This window comes from Mesorhizobium sp. STM 4661, assembly GCF_000359125.1.
GTDB lineage: Bacteria > Pseudomonadota > Alphaproteobacteria > Rhizobiales > Rhizobiaceae > Mesorhizobium.
This window is the reverse complement of sequence record NZ_CAAF010000012.1, coordinates 1-17525: the sequence shown is the minus strand read 5'-3', so window position 1 is coordinate 17525 and position 17525 is coordinate 1. Positions and strand designations below refer to the sequence as shown.

The following is a 17525-nucleotide window of genomic DNA, read 5'->3' as shown; positions in this document are numbered from 1 at the left end:
ACAAAGAGAATCTGGACTAAACGGGAGGGTTCTCCGACTGGTAGATTTCACCGCCTAGTCCGCCCCGTGAGCTATCAGCGATTGGCCCGACTCGGGATCTTTAAGGCGTTGCCAGGAGAGCCCTCGCGAACCGCGAACGTCAGCGTTCCATCATCCTCTGTCCCAGCATCGTAGAACATGCGGTCGCGGACAGAATTGTCCCGGTCGAACGTCAGCACCCGCGGTTTGATCTCTGTGATCTGATGTTCCTCAATATATGTGGAGGAGCAAATGATCATCTCATCTCCGACCTGGCATGTACGAGCAGCGGCTCCGTTTAGAACACAGCAACGAGAACCCCTCTCACCGTAAATGACATACGTGCTGATTCGCGCACCTGAAGTCTTATTCCAGATTTCAACGAATTCTAGCGGAAGAATACCCGCCTCATCGCAGTGGTCTGGATCCAGAGTTATTGATCCGTGATAGTTCAGATCCGCGTCGGTCACGGTGATGCCATGAAGCTTGGCGGCAACAACTTTTCTCATCTACAGGTTTCCTCTTGCGGTCGTGGATCGCCACGCCGACGAGCGACAGCAGTGGCCGTAGTGGCAGGACAGCGGATTGATCGATGTACTGCGATAGCTCAGAGGGGATCGGTAATCGCGACGGAGATCTCGGTCATCATACGCCAGCAGGAGGGGATGGTCAGGCGCGGGTTGGCCCGTCATGAGGTGGAGGCATTGCCGGTCTGCCGATGCCCCTTCCCGGAAATTGGTCTGACGCAGACCTGACATGTTCCTTTCCTTCGATCAATCGCGAGGTCACCCAGCTTTCGCCGCCTCACAGCTAACTGAGCAAAACTCACGCCAAATTGGCTGATCGAGCCAAAGAAGAAATCATATGGCTGCTTTTCAGCTATTTAGCCGGTGGCCAAACAAGAGACTGGTTCAAAAAGCTGTGTCGCGGAACCGACAAAGCGACAGGGGTGTCGGATGGGAGACGCGATAGGGCCGCGCTATGGAGTTGCCGAACGCCTTGCGGCAAGGCATCTCGATCGCAGCATGCCCCATTGATGCGGCATCGCCGGCGATGCGGTGACCGGTCGCCTCGAAACGGCCGAGTGTCTTGATATCGAGATGGATGGAGCTTGCCCGGCTCGATATCCTTCAGCCGCGACAGCCCAGCCCGCTTCAGCACCCGGCTGACGGTAGCCGGTGAGACGCCGACGGTAACCGCGATGTGCGAGCCGGTCAGGCGCTCTTGCCACGTCATGCGATGGATCGCTTGGGTCGGGACGAGCGATCGACCATGCCCCCGGCCCTCGGATTTGAACCGCTCCACCCACCGCGCCACGATCTTGGCCGACACACCGTAGACCCGCGCCGCAAGAGCTTGGGAAAGACGGTCCTCAATGATCGAAACAGCCATCTCCTCTCGACGCAACGGCGTCAAACGGGCATTCTTGTGATATTCATTCGGACCCTTCGGTGAGTGTGATGGCTTGGTACCTCCAGTCTCCTCGGTTTGGTCCGAATGGACAACCCTCTGAAAGCTCACAGCTAGAGCCTGATCAACGACGGACGCCTACATCGAAGCCTTCAACGGTCGCTTCCGGGCGGAGTCCCAGAACGCCCACCGGTTCCTGACCTTGCCGACGCCGCCGAAAAGTCGGAGGATTGGCGCAGATACTTAAATCCTGTTTCATAACACTCATCTGTCTATGCCGTTGAAGTAAATAGGTTTTTGCTGATCTTGATGCGATCCCGTGGGGTATTTTGGGTTTTGCCGCGCGCGATGAGCGATGCGCTGAGCCGCCGGTTGGCCGAGCGTAGATCGGCTGAAGATCCACGGACAATTCGGCAGAGGATGAACGCCTTCGATGTCGCCCGCCTCGGCGGCGAGCCTTGTTCAGGTTAAGCCATAGGTCGTTGCCGTCCGCCGCCGGCCGGAAGACAGGGATCTTATGATGTGCGCGGTGACCCGTTCGCGTGTCCATCGATTGCCGTGACCGGTCACCAGTCCATTGCGCTTGAGGATGCCGGCAATCAGATCATCATTGGCGATGTGCACCAGTTGGCGGACGGCCGCGATTATATCGCCGGAGGTGCTGTTGCGCTGTCTGCGGACGCCGCCAACCCAATGGATCAGGAGAACGATCTCTGACGCTTCGTCATCGATATCGGCGACCACCTCCCGGATGACGGTGCGAACGATGCGCCTCTTGAGCCGCGCGTCCGTCATCGGCGCCGCCCCCACAGCCTTGAGATCAGCGGCGAGCGCGGTGACGTGTATTGGCGACAGAAGTGACGGCTCCGATGTCGTCGAGGTATCATGCGCGGCAATCCTGCCCTCGACCTCGTTGACACGCGTCAGCCCCCGGTTCCATCGCACCTCCAGTTCCACCGCGAATCACTGCGCCGGGCGTTCTCATAGCGGGCCGACAGGGAGCGCTGACGCAAAAGATCGAGCTCATACTCATTGAGACTGCCCTTCAATCCCAGCAGCAGCCGATCATTGCCCTGGCGCGATGCGTAGACCGTCTCCTGGTCGTTCAGTGCGGTATCGATGACGCTGCCAGCTCGATGAGCTGCTGCCATTCGCGGCTGTTGCGGGCGAAGCGCGATACCTCCCGCGCCGCTACCGCCCCAACCTTGCCGAGACCTACTTCGACGACCATCCGATCGAAACCCGCTCGCGCGACACCGCCAGCGGCAGAGCGGCCGAGATCGTCATCGACCGTCTCGATGCAAGACCAGCCAAGCGCCACCCGGCGATCGCGCATCGCATACTGCAGGGCGCTGCCCTCACGATTGTGCAGAACCTGATGGGGCGAGGACTGACGCACATACATGATCGCCCTTGCGCTCCAGATGGTGGGGCCGGATCTTCTCATGCCATCATGACGCGCCTCCTCCCGTCGAACGGCGCGCTCGACGTGGTTCGAGGATCAGGCGCACCATCAGCTTGTCAGCGTCAGGCGCGTCTCTTCCGGCAGCGCCTGCCATGGTGGACATCTGTGCGGTCTCGGCATCGTGCGGGTCGGAGAACAGATCGAACTGGTATGTCGTAGGCTGGCGCGGCATGGACATCTCCCCGATTCGCGTCGTGAGGACGCAAGGTGCGCCCGAATCCTCCAATTGCGATGGGGTTTGGGAATTGGCCGTCGCGTCCTGCAGCAGTGTCACCAAGAGGCGAAGCGTTCTGAGATCGAGATGTGGGGCAGCGGCAATGCGCGACGCGGCGCAGCCCGCCCGATCAAACATTCAGGCCCGGACCCTCCAGCCACCGATCGGAGGCGTGGCCAGTGAGATTGCAGCGGAAAACCTCCCGGTCAGCCTTGTCGATCGCCTCATGAACGTGAACACACCGCCCGGCCCAGGGATGCCATAGATAAGGAAGCTCGCGTTCCTCGGTCCCGTGGGCGTTCTTTCGTCGTGTTGTTCAATGAGGAACGCCCACATGAGCCGATCGGGCACAAGGCCCCGATCTCGTTGCTCAATCCCAATGACGCCGCAGCCCCCGATCGTGAGAAAGCCGGGAAACTCTACCTTCCGGCGGTCCAGAGAATGGTATCGGAGCACCAGAAGAACCGGCCAAACGCAAAGCGACGACAATTCAGGGGAGCACGTCAGGCTCAACCTGCGTCGCCATTACGGAAGACCTGCTCGACACTCCCATCCAGTCGGCGCTGTCCGCCGCCGCACCAGGATCCCGTGGGTCGACGCCCCTTCGGATGCAAGAAGTTTTTTCTAACGGCATCGTGCGCAGGTTCAGATGCTTCCGTGTGTCCGACCTGTTTGATGCGGCCGGTCATAGGGCCGCTGGCCTGTATGGAGATCGCGGATCGGGTCCAATACGCTTGCGCGCTCAAAGGCGCTTGGGGTAATAGCTGGCTTTCCGATGCAGTCTTCTGACCGTTGCGCCATACCTCTCATCTGACCTTCCTGCCCCCTGACCACTCGCCATCAACGCCCAGACGATCCTTGCCATATTGTGCGCCAACGCGACCGTCACGGCTTTCGGGCCAGCATGCTGGCCAGCCACGGGCTTGCCTTACATCCGTCGCGTGCGGCGGCTTTTGTGGCGGAGCTCGCTCCGAGGATCAGCAGCTTTCGCAGACTGCGCTCGCCCATTTTGGTTGTTCGGCCCAGCCGCTCCTTGCTCCGCGCTGGAGTTCTGCCTGGATGTAAGCCCCAGCCACGCGGCGAAGTCACGTCCTCGCCGGAAAGCCGAAGTCGCGGGTGTTAGAGCCACTACGACCGGGCCGATCCGGGTACTGTCATCAGCACTTGGAGACCGAGTCAGTCTTGGCCTTGATGGCGATCTCACGATCCAGCAGCAGGATCCTTGCCTGGATCGCATGCAGGCTGTCGGCGATCACCGCCAGCACCGGGCGCTCGGCCGGCAGCTCAGACGAGGGATAAGCCACCAGGTCGATGAGCTTGCTGACGTGCCCAGGACCTTGGCGCACGATGAAGCCAAACTCCATGAGGTGACCGCGTAGGGCGTTGATCAGCTGTGTCCGCTGCCGGACGAGGAGATCGCGTGTTTGAACACTACAGCCGCGCCTTGCGCCTCGGCGCTTTTCGCAGTGACGAAGCGCGCGTAGTTGGCCATTGCGCCGCCTCGCAGATCGCCCCCGCATCCGCCATGTCGTTCTGTCGACGCGCAACGAACGGGTTCACGTAGGCCGGCGGGATCAGCCTGACCTCATGGCCTGGGGCAGCAATTTCACAGGCCCATTAGTGGGCGCTGGCGCAGGCCTCCGTCGCCACCAGACAACGCGGCTGGCCGGCAAAGAACCCTAGCAACGCATCTCGTCTCAGCTTTTGACCACCCCGCCCGACGAATCGGCGCCATGCGCTTGGAAAACCATCTTCGCCAGATCGAGACCGATCGTGCTAACTCCCCATGGACGCCTCCTTCAAGTGTTATTCTCAACACCTCCACTTTGGCACATAAATGCCGCCAGGGGGCGTCCATCCCATCGCTTGCGGCAGGCAGGGCTCCGGACGACGAGGCCATTCTCCATTACCGGCATTTCGCCATGGTAGCATTCGGTTCGTCGGTCTGACCCGGACAACTTGAGCCCGAAGCGCAGCAGATTGCTAAGCATCACTGAAGCGGACGGCGCAATTCAAAGAACTGAAAGTTCGTTCCATCAACGACAACCGGCCCAAGGTAGGAATAGCCCAGTGGGGCTCTCGTTTTTAGAGCTCGTATATTCGTCGGGCGTACGAGAGAGACCAACCGATCGATAGATTGGGTTGCGAAGGCGAATTCGATCACTGCCTTAAGGCTTTCCGGCCCAATCCCCTGACCGCATCGGGCTCCGAACAAAAAGCATCCGGTTTGAATGTCGTTCTCGCCGAACCGGTGCAGCCCGGACCGCCCCACGAAGCCCAAATCGCCATTGGCCTCTCGTTCATAGACCATCCAGACTCCATACCCGTAGGTCTCCCACTCATGAAGATAGAGGGACAGCCGCGCATCAGACATTTCCCGCGTTAGCGGAATTCCCTCCATCGTCAATTCGACTACTAGCGCGTCACAGTGCAGGCGATGCAGGGCATCGGCGTCCCAAGGACGTATTGGGCGCATGAATAAACGTTCGGTTTCCAGATTCATGTGAAATTCCATCCAATTGTAGAGATGCGCCAGCAACGACAGCCTAAACACCAAGGTGGGTAAGGATGCGTGGCTGCGTATGAGGTGGCGTACCTTCGAAGTAGCGCATGATGCGGCCGTAAGCCCCCATCAATCTCTGAGCGCGCGTTCGCCGGTATTCGATTGCGCATCCTCGATAGCGTCGGCGGCATTACGCAAGGGGCGCGTTGACGGCGCCAGCTTGTAAAAACGAGAGCACTCGTGCCGAATAGACATTGCGACAAAGCCTGCTCCTTGGCCCGTGACGTTCTGCGGATACCCATGCATGTGCCGTGCCAATCAGAAAGTTATTCCAAAATAACGGCTAGCTGTAATACTCTGCTACGTCGTATGTCCGACATCGTCGGACATACGACGTAGCAGAACGCGGTTGAATGACCAGAAATTCCACTTGCTGTTCTTCGTGATTTTGCCCACGCTGATCGTCATGCAGATCTCGTTCGGCAGTGTCCTATATCGTGACAGGCCGATAAAGACATAGGCTTGGGTTTAGTGGCCGTGGCACGCCACATTCTGTTTGTAGAGCTGGCGCAGGTTTTCGGTTCCGAGTCTTGTGAAGGCGCTTGTATCCGTAACCGATGCTGTGAGCGCCGGTGAAGCCGTGCCGTCGGGGCAGGGATGCCGAGCGCGATGTAGATCGCCCTACCGGTGCACATAGCCCTCGCACGTTCGGCGAGCGTGATCATGGATGAGTTCTTCTCAGTCCACAGCGCGCCGCGCGTTTGCGGATAGGACAGCATGTGTCGTGCCAACTAGGAAAATCATTGCAAAACATGCTATCGCTCTGATAACTCTGTGTCTCATAAGCGCCTGAGCGATCTCGTATGCTAGCTCGCAGGACACCCTGCAAAACTCAAGCAGTGAAGCTCACAGCGAACCTGGTTTGAATCCGGAGGCTTCTGTGAGGTCCGCATGCTCGACGGAGCCACCTGGCAGGACGTCGGACCTCGTTGCAAGCCGGATTGAACCGAGGCGCGGGTAGGTTTGGCTCTAGGGGTTGTAGCCTTGAGGAGCGGTCGGGATTGTCGGTGCCAGGCTGATGAAGGGCGTTCACGATGCGGCCACAGCGAAGGATGGCACGGTGGAAGTCGGAACCGTGATAGCGCGAGCCGTCGGACAGGCTGCAGTGCTTTCTATCGCCGGGCTGGCTGCTTGCGGCTTTGTGGGGCTGGACAAGGGTCGGGGGCCGGCGCGCATCGCGACGGATACCGTCCCGGGTGATGTGGACGAACTCAGCGTGATCATGAGTTGTTGTTCCAAAAGTGGCTCGGCGGTGCCTGCCCGCACAGCCAGATGCGAGCATGATCATTGGCTTTCCGCAGGCAGCGACGCGCCACCGCAAGGCGCTCGGCGACCGCGGCGCTTTCGGTATCCGGTTCGAGATCGTTCTGCTGCGATCCGGCCAGCAGGCTGCGGCAATAGGTCGAGCTTGGCGGCGCGATTACCGTTGGCGAGGAAGCCGTAGTGGCGTCAGACGGGCAGCTTCCAGACGATTGTCCGCTCCGCCGCGCGCGTGTATTTACGGCCGAGAGCATGATGCCTTCGTGGCGCAGCCACACGTGCACCTGCCGGATGCTCTGCAGTTCATTGAAACGCCGGAATACGAGATCGATCGCCTCGCGCACCCGCAGATTCAGGGTCTTTCTCGATCCGGTTCCGAGCCGACTTTGCGTAACCGATCGCCACGCCAGAAAAAGTTCGCCTCGCCGCGCTTTCTGCTTCAGAGCTTCGATCGAGCAGGCCCGCAGGATCGAAAGTTCCAGTTCGCTCAGGTGCCCTTCATGTCAAGCAGCGGCCTGTCGTTGGGATGCCCTCCTCGTCGATGATAAGCGTTCCGACAATGCCGCAAAACTCGATGAGCGTGTGCAGTCCCTGCCATTGCGCGCCGGTCGGGAGGCTTCAATGGCGAGGACTGCACCCACCCGGCTTTCGTAGATCGCCGCCAGAAGCTCCTCGAAGTCCGGGCGGCTGACGCCGGACCCCGACGGCCGAGATCTTCATCGATGATGATGGCGTCTTTCCAGCCAAGTGTCCGCGCGCTCTGCAACGCCATCCTGGCGTCGCGGGCTCTCGGGGTTGTTGACAAGCGGATCGCCGGTGGACTGCCGAACATAGACGTAAGCGCCGCGTGCAAGATGTTCAGCGGTGATCTTCATGATTTGCCTCCCGGCCCCTCTGGCTCATCGCCGTGGCTGCCCTCAACAAAGCGTCGATCAACGGAAGAGCGCTTTCCCGCACTTCGCCCGGTAGAACTGGAGGCGGGATCTCCGCGGAGAACAGGTCTGGCTGGCTGGTTCGACATTGTCTGCGTTGCGTGATGGCCTCCTGACCGGCGTGTGTCGCCTTGGAGAAAGCCTACACACGCATCGATCTCTCGGCGCAGGTCGCGCAGGCACCAAAGCGCAAGCCGAGGCGCCTCGCCGACCGCCATCGTCACGGCGGTCTCTTGCGTAATCCAGATCGGAATCAGCGCCAGACTGCCATCCGGTTGCCGCCCAACATAAGCACGCTCGCCGCAATGAGGTACAACTATTGGCAGTTGGCGAATTACCAAAGAACGGCCGTCTAGAAACTGGGTTGTGAAGGCAGACCGAGATCGCCGCGCGCGGTTCAAAGAGTTGGAACGGTGAGCGATCCCCTTAGCGCTGGCGTCAGCAATCTGGAAACGCGATGGCACCGCCTCGGATATTATATTGGCGAACTCAACGCCAAGTGGCGCATAGTTGGGCAGGCGGGTTGAGATGCATCCTCCCATCAATGCCATCTGGTGAGAATCGAGCGAAGTGAAGTGCAGATCAAAGACGTCCTCCTCGCGCCCGGCAATGGCGCATTTTTTTATGACGACCAAGCAGCGATCAGGGCCGGCGCAACTCAGGACGGCTTCGTCTATGTCGGCGAACCGATAACGCCCGGACTTACGTCGATTCGTATTCCGGCATCTTCACTCAGCATCGGGCTCGTCCTTCCCGACGAGGCCGTTGTTTGGGGCGACATGATGAACGTCCAGTACTCTGGTGCAGGCGGACGCGATCCTTTGTTCGACACCAATCAAATCTCGAATTTAACGTCACGCATGGTCGCGCCGCGGCTTTTTGATGTCGATGCCTCTCGGTTTCGTGATTCTTGCACGATGGTTTTTGAACCTGTCGAACATCTGCGGTTACCTTTGGCCGTTGAGTATGGCGTGAGCCAAGCTCTGCTTCGCGCAGCCGCCTACCTTCAGGGCAAGACAATGGCGGAGATCATATGCGCGGAGTTTGATCTGCCCCTACCGACGTGCCGTGTCCCGATTTACTGCCAAAGCGGTGACGCTCGCGAAATTAATGTCGACAAGATGATTCTAAAGGCCGTGGATGTGCTTCCCCACGGCCTGATCAACTCAAGACGGAAATTCGGCGTCGAGGGCCAGACCTTCATGGAGTTCGTGAAGTGGGTTGCAACGCGCACGCGCCAAATCGGCCACCCGGGGTATCATCCGGTGCTGCATTTCGATGTGTACGGCTGGATCGGTCAGGAAATCGGCCTGGAGCCGCAACGCATCGCCGACTTTATCTGCAAGGTTGCAGATACCGTTCCGGATTTCACGCTCAACATCGAGTTCCCGGCGGATTTTGGTTCGACGCAAGCGCAAATTGAGAACTACGCCAAGATCGTATCGATTTTGGACAATTGGGGTTCCAGTGCGCGCATTGTCGTGGATGAGAGATGCAATACGCTTGAGGATATTCGGCTCTTTGCCGAAGCGAAGGCCGCGCATCTCGTCCAAATCAAGACGCCCGATGTCGGCTCAATCGCCGACACAGCGCGGGCCGTTCTCATCTGCAAGGAAAACAAGGTCGGCGCGTATGTCGGGGGAAGCTGTACCGAGACAGATCTCTCCGCTCAAGCTTCTGTCCACGTATCGGTGGCAACCCAGGCTGACATGATGCTTGCAAAGCCCGGAATGGGTGTTGACGAGGCATTTTCCATCGTCGGGAACGAACAGAGCCGATTGCTCGCGATGCTGAACCGTCGTCGAGCTGAAACAGAAAATGTCGGATGAAAAGCACGGTGTCGCATGCAGAACTCTCTTGAGGGGATCACTGTCGTAGCCGTGGAGCAGGCCGTGGCCGCGCCTTATGCATCGTCTCGTCTTGCTGACGCCGGCGCACGGGTCATCAAGGTCGAAAGGCCCGAAGGGGACTTTGCCCGCAACTACGACAAGTTGGTGCGGGGGCAGAGCGCTTACTTCGTCTGGCTCAACCGGGGTAAGGAGTCAGTGTGCCTGGACTTGAGGTCGGAAGCGGACCGTGCCGTCCTGGGATCGCTCGTCGCTGTTGCTGACGTCTTTATCCAGAATCTAAAGCCGGGCAGCATCGAAAAACTGGGTTTCGCGTCTGCTGAACTCCGTCGACGTTTTCCGCGGCTGATCACCTGCGACATTTCTGGTTTCGGGGACACAGGGCCGTACTCCCACTTGAAGGCCTATGATCTCATCGTCCAGGCCGAAACAGGTCTATGCGCCATCACCGGCAACCAGCAAGGGCCCGCGCGAGTAGGGGTCTCGGTTTGTGACATCTCCGCGGGCATGACGGCGCACAGCGCCATTCTTCAGGCGCTCTATCACCGCGAGGTCACCGGCGAAGGGACAAGCATCCAGGTGTCACTGTTTGATGCCGTCGCCGACTGGATGAATGTTCCGGTTCTACAACAAGACTACAGCGGCTACCACACGGTACGCGCCGGCGTGAAACACCCGTCGCTCGCACCATATGGCGCCTACCGTTGTGCCGATGGCAAAGAGGTCGTCTTTTCGGTTCAGAATGATCGGGAATGGGTGAATTTCTGCGAGAAGTTCCTGAAGCAGCCCGGGCTTACACGCGCAACTGGCTTTGCTGATAATATGGAGCGTCTCAGTCACCGTGCGCAACTTGATGAGATCATAGAACGGCGGTTTTCCGAACTTTCCTGCCACGAAGCGATGCAGGAGCTTGAGGCGGCCGGCCTGGCATATGGCCGACTGAACGAAGTGGTGGATGTTTCAAGGCATCCACACATTCGCAGGGTTGAGGTTGGCACACCCGAAGGAACCGTCAAGACGATAGCGCCGGCGGCGATTTTCAACTCGGAGCACCCCGCGCTGCGCCCAGTTCCGGCTCTTGGAGCTCATACCGAGGCTGTCCACGAGGAGGTTCTGGGGCTTGTGCGCGAAAGAGCCGCTTCAGCGTGAGCGCGCGTCTGAGTAGGGGAGTGCGCTCGCGGTTTGCGAAAAGCCTGTGTACCTCGGATCATCTCAGCGCGTCGGCCACCCAGCAAGCCCACTGCCGTCACGCTCGCTCAGATTGATTGCAGAGGCGACTCCATGATCAAGGACACCTTTCCGGCCGTTGAAAGCGCGATGTCTGTACCTCGCTGGAGATCCCTGCTCTTCGTACCCACTCACGTACCGCGATTTGTGGAGACGGCCCATGAGCGAGGTGCGGATGGCGTCATACTCGACCTCGAGGACTCCGTTCCCCAGGATCAAAAGGGCGAGGCACGGCGGCGGCTTCCTGAATGCGTGGCAAAGGTGGGCCGGAAAGGCGCATCTGTTTTGGTCCGCGTTAATCATGGTTTGCGTGCCTTGGCGGCCGATCTTGATGCAGCAGTGATAGCGGGTGTTGACGCGCTTGTTCTTCCGAAGACGGATTCGGCAGAGTGGGTGTTAGAGATCGCGAATGCGGTTTCAGACCTTGAACGGGAAAGAAATCTTGCGCCGGGACGCATCCGGTTCCTTGCTCAGATCGAGACTCCGGGCGCACTGCAAAGGCTTGCGGCCATTGCGTCAGCGCATATCAGGATGATCGCAATGGCGCTTGGTCCTGAAGACTTCAGTGCCGCTGTTGGGGGCACCCCGGAATTCGACCTTCTGTTGACGCCGAACCTTTCTGTTCTGTTTGCCGCCCGCGCGGCCGGCTTGCTCCCGCTTGGCTTCATAGGAAGCATCGGCGAGTTCTCGGACACGCATAAACTTCGTGAAGCCGCGGTGCATGCGCGGCGGCTAGGCTTTGCAGGAGCCTTGGCGATCCATCCGACACAGGTGGCCATATTCAATGAGGCTTTCTCGCCAAGCGCCCAGGAACTTGAGTGGGCCCATAAGGTCGTCGCGGCGGAAAACGATGCCGCCACGCGTGGACTGTCCGCATTCTCGCTGAATGGCAAAATGATCGATCCGCCAGTGGTGCGACGCGCCCACGAGATCCTGGCTCTCTCCAGCAATAACTGACTTCAGCGGCCGGACAGGCGGTTTGAAACTTATGCGACAGTTTTGTGGCTTGCCTGCCATCTCGTTTCGAGATAGATAAAGAGCGCCGGGGAACATGCCCCGAGTGGATTTCTTCATCGTGGACATCAGGCAGTTAAGATACTTTATCGGCGTCGTCGAAGCCGGCAGTTTCACGAAGGCAGCTGCGACCCTCAACGTTGCTCAAAGCGCTCTAAGCCTGCATGTGCGTCAACTGGAAGAAGGATTCGGCACACAGTTGCTGGTTCGCGACAGGACCGGTGTTAGCGTCACGGCGTCCGGCGACAAGTTGCTTGAGCGCGCGCGGGTTATCCTGAGGGAAATTCAGCTCACTGAGGCCGAACTGACCAACTCGGTGGCTGCGCCTTCCGGAGAGGTGACCATTGGGATTCCCTCCGGGGCCGCTCGCGTCCTTAGTGGTCCCCTACTTGAATCGGTAAGAAGCGAATTGCCGAGGATCTCGCTTAAGATGATCGAGGGGATGACCGGACCGCTGGAGGAATGGATGTCTGCTGGCCGTTTCAATCTGGCTGTCCTTTACCGAACTGCCGAGAGCGTGGGGCAAATGACCGTGCTGGCCCGCGAAGAGTTTTGCCTGGTGGTGCCGCCTGGCCAAGCGCCTTTCGAAGATTCGATACGGCTTGCCGACCTGCACGCGTTTCCACTGGCGGTTCCCATGCGCAACAACAATGTCAGGCGTTCGGTGGCTGATGTCGTTGCCCAGCACGGTTGTGTTCTGGACGTCAGGTTCGAGGTCGACTCCCTTTCCACGATCATCAATATAGTCATGGAAGGAAAGGCGTATTCCATCCTTACCCCGTCGGCCATTCAAAAAGAGGCGTCTCAAGGCCAAGTCCGGACGGTTAAGATCATTGACCCCGTGATCACCCGTTCCGTTGTGCTTGCCGTCAACCCGAAAGATGAGCGCTCTCCAGCTGTCTCCGCGGTCCGCAAGCTGATCCCCAAGGTCGTAAGGACTTTGATCGAGGGCAAGCACTGGTCAGCTACGGTTCCGGACCGGGTTTAGGAGATCCAAGCCAAGTTCTTCCAGTGCTAACGCTCTTCGCGGCTGCTCGAGCGGTATCAATCTGGATTCGAGATGGGTTTGGCCAATATTCAATATTTGACCCGCTGCGACCGTCGCGGTGAAACTGGCTCAAGCGAGTTCAGCGGTTTCGGTATCGAACGGCGCTCGTATGGCAAAAATTCACACAAGTGGAGCAGCACGCGATGTCCGACGCCAGGAGCCACGAGCTCTTCATCAACGGCAAATGGCGGGCCGGTGGTAGCAGAGCCACATTGCCGGTGATTAATCCGGCAACGGAGAAGGTATTTGCCTCCGTGGCTTCGGCGACGGTGTCCGATCTGGATGAGGCCCTCGCTTCGGCAGAGCGCAGCCGCAAGGCGTGGTCCTCCCAGCCAGCCAAATATCGTGGCGAGATCCTGGTAGGAGCCGCAAGAATTTTGGCAACGAAGATTGAAGCAGCAGCCAGGGACCTGTCGGCTGAACAGGGAAAAACGATTGCCGAAGCGACAGGTGAGTACGCGCGCGCGATCGAAACGCTGGAATGGAACGGCACGCACGCCGAAGAGCTGTCGGCCCCTATTCCGATTGGCCCGAGCCGGATGATCGTCCCGGAGGCCCTTGGCGTCGTTGCTGCCTTTACGCCTTGGAACTATCCCGCCGTCCTCATCGCCCGCAAGCTCGCCCCCGCGCTGGCGGCGGGCTGCCCGGTGATCCTCAAAGGGGCGGAAGAGACCCCGAGTGTGGCCGTCCATATCGTTGAATCGTTGCACCAAGCAGGCATCCCGGAGGGCGTGGTCAATCTGGTCTTCGGCGTGCCGGTGCATATATCGCGGCATCTGCTCAGTTCGCCAATCGTGAAGGTCTTGACTTTCACGGGCTCAACCGCGGTTGGAAAGCAGCTGGCCACGCTCGCCGCAAATAATTTGCAGCGTTGCATCCTTGAACTCGGTGGCCATTCTCCGGTCATTGTGTGTGAGGATGCCGACCTGGCAAAGGCCATACCGGCCATTTCGGAATACAAGTTCGAGTGCGCAGGCCAGAGCTGCAATGCGCCCAGCAGGATTCTCGTCGCTCGGCCTCTCTATGAGCAATTCTTGTCCCAGATCACGGAAGCGGTACGTAAGATCAGGATCGGCCAACCGGACGACCCTGCAACGGAGATGGGACCGATGGCAAACGCGCGGCGAATCGAGGCCATGCAGCGTCTGACCAAGGATGCGGTCGATCGCGGCGCCCGCATCGAGACCGGCGGCGCCGGCCTCGACCGACCGGGCTTTTACTGGCCGCCAACCATCCTGACGGGCGTGCCAAAGGATGCCAGAGTGCTTCATGAAGAGCCGTTCGGACCGATCCTCACAGTGGCGCCGTTCGATACGCTCGAAGAGGCCATCGAGGAAGCCAACGCCACCGAGTACGGCCTGGCCGCGTATTTATTCACTGCCGTTGCCGACGCGCAACAGAAGCTAATCAACGGCCTTTCGGCAGGCGCTGTCAGTGTGAATTACCTGAAAGGGGTTTCCGCGGATGCGCCCTATGGGGGCGTCAAACAGAGCGGCTATGGATATGAAGGAGGCGAGCACGGGGTGCGGAGCTTCCAAATCTTGAAAATGGTCAACGGCCTCAGCTCATTTGGATGAGATCCGGTGGGAAGTAGAACACGGAACATCGTCGGCAAGGACATCACAAGGAGCGTGGCAGACGCCCTTCAGTACATCTCGTACTACCATCCTCCAGATTACATCCGCTCTCTTTCGCAGGCATATGCGCGCGAACAGAGCCCAGCGGCAAAGAACGCAATAGGGCAGATTCTGCTGAACTCCCGCATGGCGGCGTTCGGGCGGCGGCCGATCTGCCAGGACACCGGCCTTGTGGTGGTCTTCGCAAAAGTCGGCATGGACGTCCGCATCAAATCAACGGCCAGTTTCGCAGACCTCGTGAACGAGGGCGTCCGTCAGGCCTATCTCGACCCGGACAACCCCCTTCGGGCATCGATCGTTGCCGATCCGCTCGCCGGACGGGTCAATACTCGTGACAACACGCCGGCGGTCGTCCACGTCGACCTTGTACAAGGTAACCAGATTGAGATCACCATTGCCGCAAAAGGCGGCGGGTCGGAGAACAAAGCACGTTTTACCACCTTGAACCCCAGCGCCTCCGTTTCCGACTGGGTGGTCGGTACGGTTTCAAACCTCGGCAGTGGATGGTGTCCGCCCGGCCTGATCTCCGTTGGCATCGGTGGCAGCGCTGAAAAGGCGATGCTGCTGGCCAAGGAAGCAATGAACCAGCCCATCGATATGACGGAATTGATCGCCAGGGGGCCATCAAGTGCGGAGGAGGCACTACGGGTCGAGCTTTATGAACGGATTAACGCGCTGGGCATCGGCGCCCAGGGCCTTGGTGGCCTGACGACAGTCGTCGACGTCAAGATTGCGACCTATCCTACCCATGCGGCGTCCAAGCCCGTGGCACTCATTCCGCAATGCGCTGCGAACCGGCACCTGAAGTTTACCTTGGACGGCTCTGGACCCATCAGGCTTCAGCCGCCCGACTTGCGCGAATGGCCCGATATTGGAACCGACGAATTGAGTCCTGCCGGCGTACGAAGGGTCAACCTCGATGCACTTACGAAGGAAGAGACGGCATCGTGGCGCTGTGGCGAAACGCTTCTTCTGTCCGGAAAAATGTTGACAGGCCGTGACGCCGCCCACAAGCGAATGGTCGAGTTGATCGACGCCGGCAAGCCGCTTCCGTTCGATCTGCAGGGACGCGTGATTTATTACGTTGGACCCGTCCGCGCCGTGAGAGATGAGGTCGTCGGACCGGCTGGCCCCACGACCTCCAGCCGCTTGGACGATTTTACGGACAAGGTGCTCGCCGAAACCGGGCTTTTCGCGATGGTGGGCAAAGCGGAGAGGGGACGGGCTGCCATCGAATCGATTGTAAGACACAAAACGCCGTATCTCATCGCAGTGGGTGGGGCTGCCTACCTGATATCAAAATCGATCAAATCAGCGCGGCTCATTGCCTTCGAAGACCTAGGTATGGAAGCAGTCTATGAATTCGAGGTGCAGGATATGCCTGTCATCATGGCTGTGGATGTTGAGGGAAACTCCGTTCACAATTCCGGGCCTCTTGAGTGGCGCAAGCGCATGGCGGCGGACAGCATCGCACGCAACATCGGCGTTTGAGCCTCCCGATCAAGCTCGGTTGGTTGGCGTCAATTCCATTGTCGACAACGGCTAAGAGCAGAAGGTCATGAAGTCGAAACCCAATCCTGTGCGCCTGGACGCTTGGGACTACCGGATTCTCGCAGAGATTCAGTCAGACGGCCGGATCTCAAAAAGCGAGCTTGCAAAACGCGTCCATCTTTCGGCGTCGGCCTGCTCAGAGCGGCTCCGTGCACTCGAGGTCGCAGGGATTATTGAGGGGTTCTACGCGCGGCTGAGTCCGGCCCTCATCGGCGGCATGGTCTTTGTCATGGTGGAGGTCGTGCTGGAACGTCATCGCCTCGAGGACCAAAGACACTTCGAGACTGCGATCGGAGAATTTCCGGAAATCCTGGATTGCTGGGCTATCGGGGGGCGGATCGATTATCTGATGCGCGTCGCATCTCCGTCTATGGCCGCGTATCAGGATTTCATGGAGGGACTGCTGCAGGCAGGCCTAGGGATTGATCAATATTACAGTCTTGTCGTGACCAAACCAGTCAAATCCAATTCGCCGATTTCCTTGTCCGCACTAGGGTTTGTAGACATACGTGAAGTAAGGGATTCCGGAAGGGATCGAAATTTGATTCAAGGCTGAAAAATGGAGATCGGCCTTGATTCGGATGATGCTGAAAGACGCGCAATGGGAGCGCCTCGCGCCGCTTCTTCCTGGCAAGGATGGGGACCCCGGTCGCTCCGGCGAGGACAATCGGCTTTTTGTGGAAGCGGTGCTGTGGTTGGTGCGGGCTGGTGCGCCGTGGCGCGATCTGCCGCCGCAGTTCGGCAAATGGGGGTCGGTGTGGAAACGCTTCCGAAGATGGGCTGAGAAAGGCGTTTTCGAGCGGGTATTCCACGCACTGTCGGACGATCCCGATTTCGAATACGCGCTCGTCGATGGCACGATTGTGAAGGTCCACCGGCACGCAACCGGCGCAAAAGGGGGACTCAAAATCAGGCCATCGGCAAGTCGCGCGGTGGCCTGACCACCAAGATCGTGGCGCTCGTCGATGCGCTCGGCAATCTCGCACGCTTCATTCTCCTGCCAGGTCAGCGCCACGACAGCATCGGCGTGGAGCCGCTGCTTTGCGGCGTCGCGCTGGGTGCGCTCATCGGCGACAAGGCGTTTGACAGCGACTGGCTGCGCCTCAAGCTGAACGAGCGCGGCGCTCTGGCGGTGATCCCGCCGAATGCTAGCCGCGCCGGCAACATCCCTTACGACGGCGAGATGTACAAATGGCGCCACCTCGTTGAAAACTTCTTTCAGAAAATCAAAGAGTTTCGGCGTATCGCAACCCGATACGACAAAACCGACACCAGTTTCCGAGCCGCCATTCATCTCGTCGCAACCGTCCTCGCTCTCCGATGAATGTCTACAAACCCT

The 17525-nt window shown here is 59.1% G+C and carries 15 protein-coding genes and 2 pseudogenes; 8 read left to right on the top strand and 9 right to left on the bottom strand.

The annotated features are described in order from the left end of the window. Nucleotides 1-74 precede the first annotated feature (74 nt). The 9 genes and pseudogenes from panD to MESS4_RS33885 all read right to left on the bottom strand — a co-directional run bounded on the left by panD (nucleotide 75) and on the right by MESS4_RS33885 (nucleotide 7805). Nucleotides 75-527, bottom strand: coding sequence for an aspartate 1-decarboxylase (gene panD / locus MESS4_RS03625; RefSeq protein WP_006326716.1), 453 nt, complete (start codon nucleotides 525-527; stop codon nucleotides 75-77). 534 nt (nucleotides 528-1061) lie between these two features. After that, nucleotides 1062-1410, bottom strand: a pseudogene (locus MESS4_RS31615) (leucine zipper domain-containing protein); the annotation flags it as partial. 480 nt (nucleotides 1411-1890) lie between these two features. After that, a complete protein-coding gene (locus MESS4_RS34260) occupies nucleotides 1891-2373 on the bottom strand; it encodes a hypothetical protein (protein ID WP_244441046.1) in 483 nt (160 codons plus the stop codon). Nucleotides 2374-2533: 160 nt separating this feature from the next. Further along, nucleotides 2534-2875, bottom strand: coding sequence for a recombinase family protein (locus tag MESS4_RS34255; RefSeq protein WP_006326706.1), 342 nt, complete (start codon nucleotides 2873-2875; stop codon nucleotides 2534-2536). 4 nt (nucleotides 2876-2879) lie between these two features. Then, complete coding sequence (locus MESS4_RS33245; protein ID WP_157385508.1) at nucleotides 2880-3065, bottom strand: hypothetical protein; 186 nt, start codon at nucleotides 3063-3065, stop codon at nucleotides 2880-2882. Nucleotides 3066-3849: 784 nt separating this feature from the next. After that, nucleotides 3850-4858: pseudogene (locus MESS4_RS03605) on the bottom strand (IS110 family transposase). A gap of 239 nt (nucleotides 4859-5097) precedes the next feature. Continuing rightward, complete coding sequence (locus MESS4_RS03600; protein ID WP_006326701.1) at nucleotides 5098-5610, bottom strand: GNAT family N-acetyltransferase; 513 nt, start codon at nucleotides 5608-5610, stop codon at nucleotides 5098-5100. Between the two features lie 1280 nt (nucleotides 5611-6890). Then, nucleotides 6891-7274: a hypothetical protein gene (locus MESS4_RS33890; protein ID WP_006326700.1), complete on the bottom strand. Its 384-nt coding sequence runs from the start codon at nucleotides 7272-7274 to the stop codon at nucleotides 6891-6893. Nucleotides 7275-7646: 372 nt separating this feature from the next. Beyond that, entirely contained in the window at nucleotides 7647-7805 is a 159-nt protein-coding gene (locus MESS4_RS33885) for a hypothetical protein (RefSeq protein WP_198292718.1), read from the bottom strand. A gap of 632 nt (nucleotides 7806-8437) precedes the next feature. On the opposite strand from MESS4_RS33885, the gene MESS4_RS03585 reads away from it, so the two are divergent. The 8 genes from MESS4_RS03585 (at nucleotide 8438) to MESS4_RS31600 (ending at nucleotide 17510) form a co-directional block, all read left to right on the top strand. Then, a complete protein-coding gene (locus tag MESS4_RS03585; protein WP_036240618.1) occupies nucleotides 8438-9691 on the top strand; it encodes a methylaspartate ammonia-lyase in 1254 nt (417 codons plus the stop codon). Between the two features lie 15 nt (nucleotides 9692-9706). Beyond that, the gene (locus MESS4_RS03580; protein WP_006326697.1) at nucleotides 9707-10858 is read left to right on the top strand and encodes a CaiB/BaiF CoA-transferase family protein; all 1152 of its coding nucleotides are present in this window, start codon (nucleotides 9707-9709) and stop codon (nucleotides 10856-10858) included. Nucleotides 10859-10990: 132 nt separating this feature from the next. Beyond that, nucleotides 10991-11893 carry a CoA ester lyase gene (locus MESS4_RS03575; RefSeq protein ID WP_006326696.1) on the top strand — a complete coding sequence of 301 codons (903 nt, stop codon included), beginning with the start codon at nucleotides 10991-10993 and terminating at the stop codon, nucleotides 11891-11893. A gap of 118 nt (nucleotides 11894-12011) precedes the next feature. Beyond that, entirely contained in the window at nucleotides 12012-12938 is a 927-nt protein-coding gene (locus MESS4_RS03570) for a LysR family transcriptional regulator (protein ID WP_036240635.1), read from the top strand. A gap of 203 nt (nucleotides 12939-13141) precedes the next feature. Beyond that, nucleotides 13142-14575, top strand: coding sequence for an NAD-dependent succinate-semialdehyde dehydrogenase (locus MESS4_RS03565; protein ID WP_006326694.1), 1434 nt, complete (start codon nucleotides 13142-13144; stop codon nucleotides 14573-14575). A gap of 6 nt (nucleotides 14576-14581) precedes the next feature. Beyond that, on the top strand, nucleotides 14582-16126 hold the full coding sequence (locus MESS4_RS03560; protein ID WP_006326693.1) for a fumarate hydratase: 1545 nt from the start codon (nucleotides 14582-14584) through the stop codon (nucleotides 16124-16126). A gap of 67 nt (nucleotides 16127-16193) precedes the next feature. After that, entirely contained in the window at nucleotides 16194-16742 is a 549-nt protein-coding gene (locus MESS4_RS03555) for an Lrp/AsnC family transcriptional regulator (protein WP_006326692.1), read from the top strand. A gap of 16 nt (nucleotides 16743-16758) precedes the next feature. After that, nucleotides 16759-17510 (top strand): IS5 family transposase gene (locus tag MESS4_RS31600; protein WP_085987802.1). Its coding sequence is split into 2 segments (ribosomal slippage): nucleotides 16759-17089 and nucleotides 17089-17510, totalling 753 coding nucleotides; the frame shifts between segments, so codons are not numbered across the junction. Nucleotides 17511-17525 lie beyond the last annotated feature (15 nt).

Bases quoted from the DNA above. Each gene is read 5' to 3' on its own strand.
- MESS4_RS33245 (WP_157385508.1), bottom strand. From the start codon at position 3,065: ATGCCGCGCCAGCCTACGACATACCAGTTCGATCTGTTCTCCGACCCG.
- MESS4_RS03565 (WP_006326694.1), top strand. From the start codon at position 13,142: ATGTCCGACGCCAGGAGCCACGAGCTCTTCATCAACGGCAAATGGCGG.
- MESS4_RS03580 (WP_006326697.1), top strand. From the start codon at position 9,707: ATGCAGAACTCTCTTGAGGGGATCACTGTCGTAGCCGTGGAGCAGGCC.
- panD (WP_006326716.1), bottom strand. From the start codon at position 527: ATGAGAAAAGTTGTTGCCGCCAAGCTTCATGGCATCACCGTGACCGAC.
- MESS4_RS33885 (WP_198292718.1), bottom strand. From the start codon at position 7,805: ATGAAGATCACCGCTGAACATCTTGCACGCGGCGCTTACGTCTATGTT.
- MESS4_RS03575 (WP_006326696.1), top strand. From the start codon at position 10,991: ATGATCAAGGACACCTTTCCGGCCGTTGAAAGCGCGATGTCTGTACCT.
- MESS4_RS03600 (WP_006326701.1), bottom strand. From the start codon at position 5,610: ATGAATCTGGAAACCGAACGTTTATTCATGCGCCCAATACGTCCTTGG.
- MESS4_RS03555 (WP_006326692.1), top strand. From the start codon at position 16,194: ATGAAGTCGAAACCCAATCCTGTGCGCCTGGACGCTTGGGACTACCGG.
- MESS4_RS34255 (WP_006326706.1), bottom strand. From the start codon at position 2,875: ATGAGAAGATCCGGCCCCACCATCTGGAGCGCAAGGGCGATCATGTAT.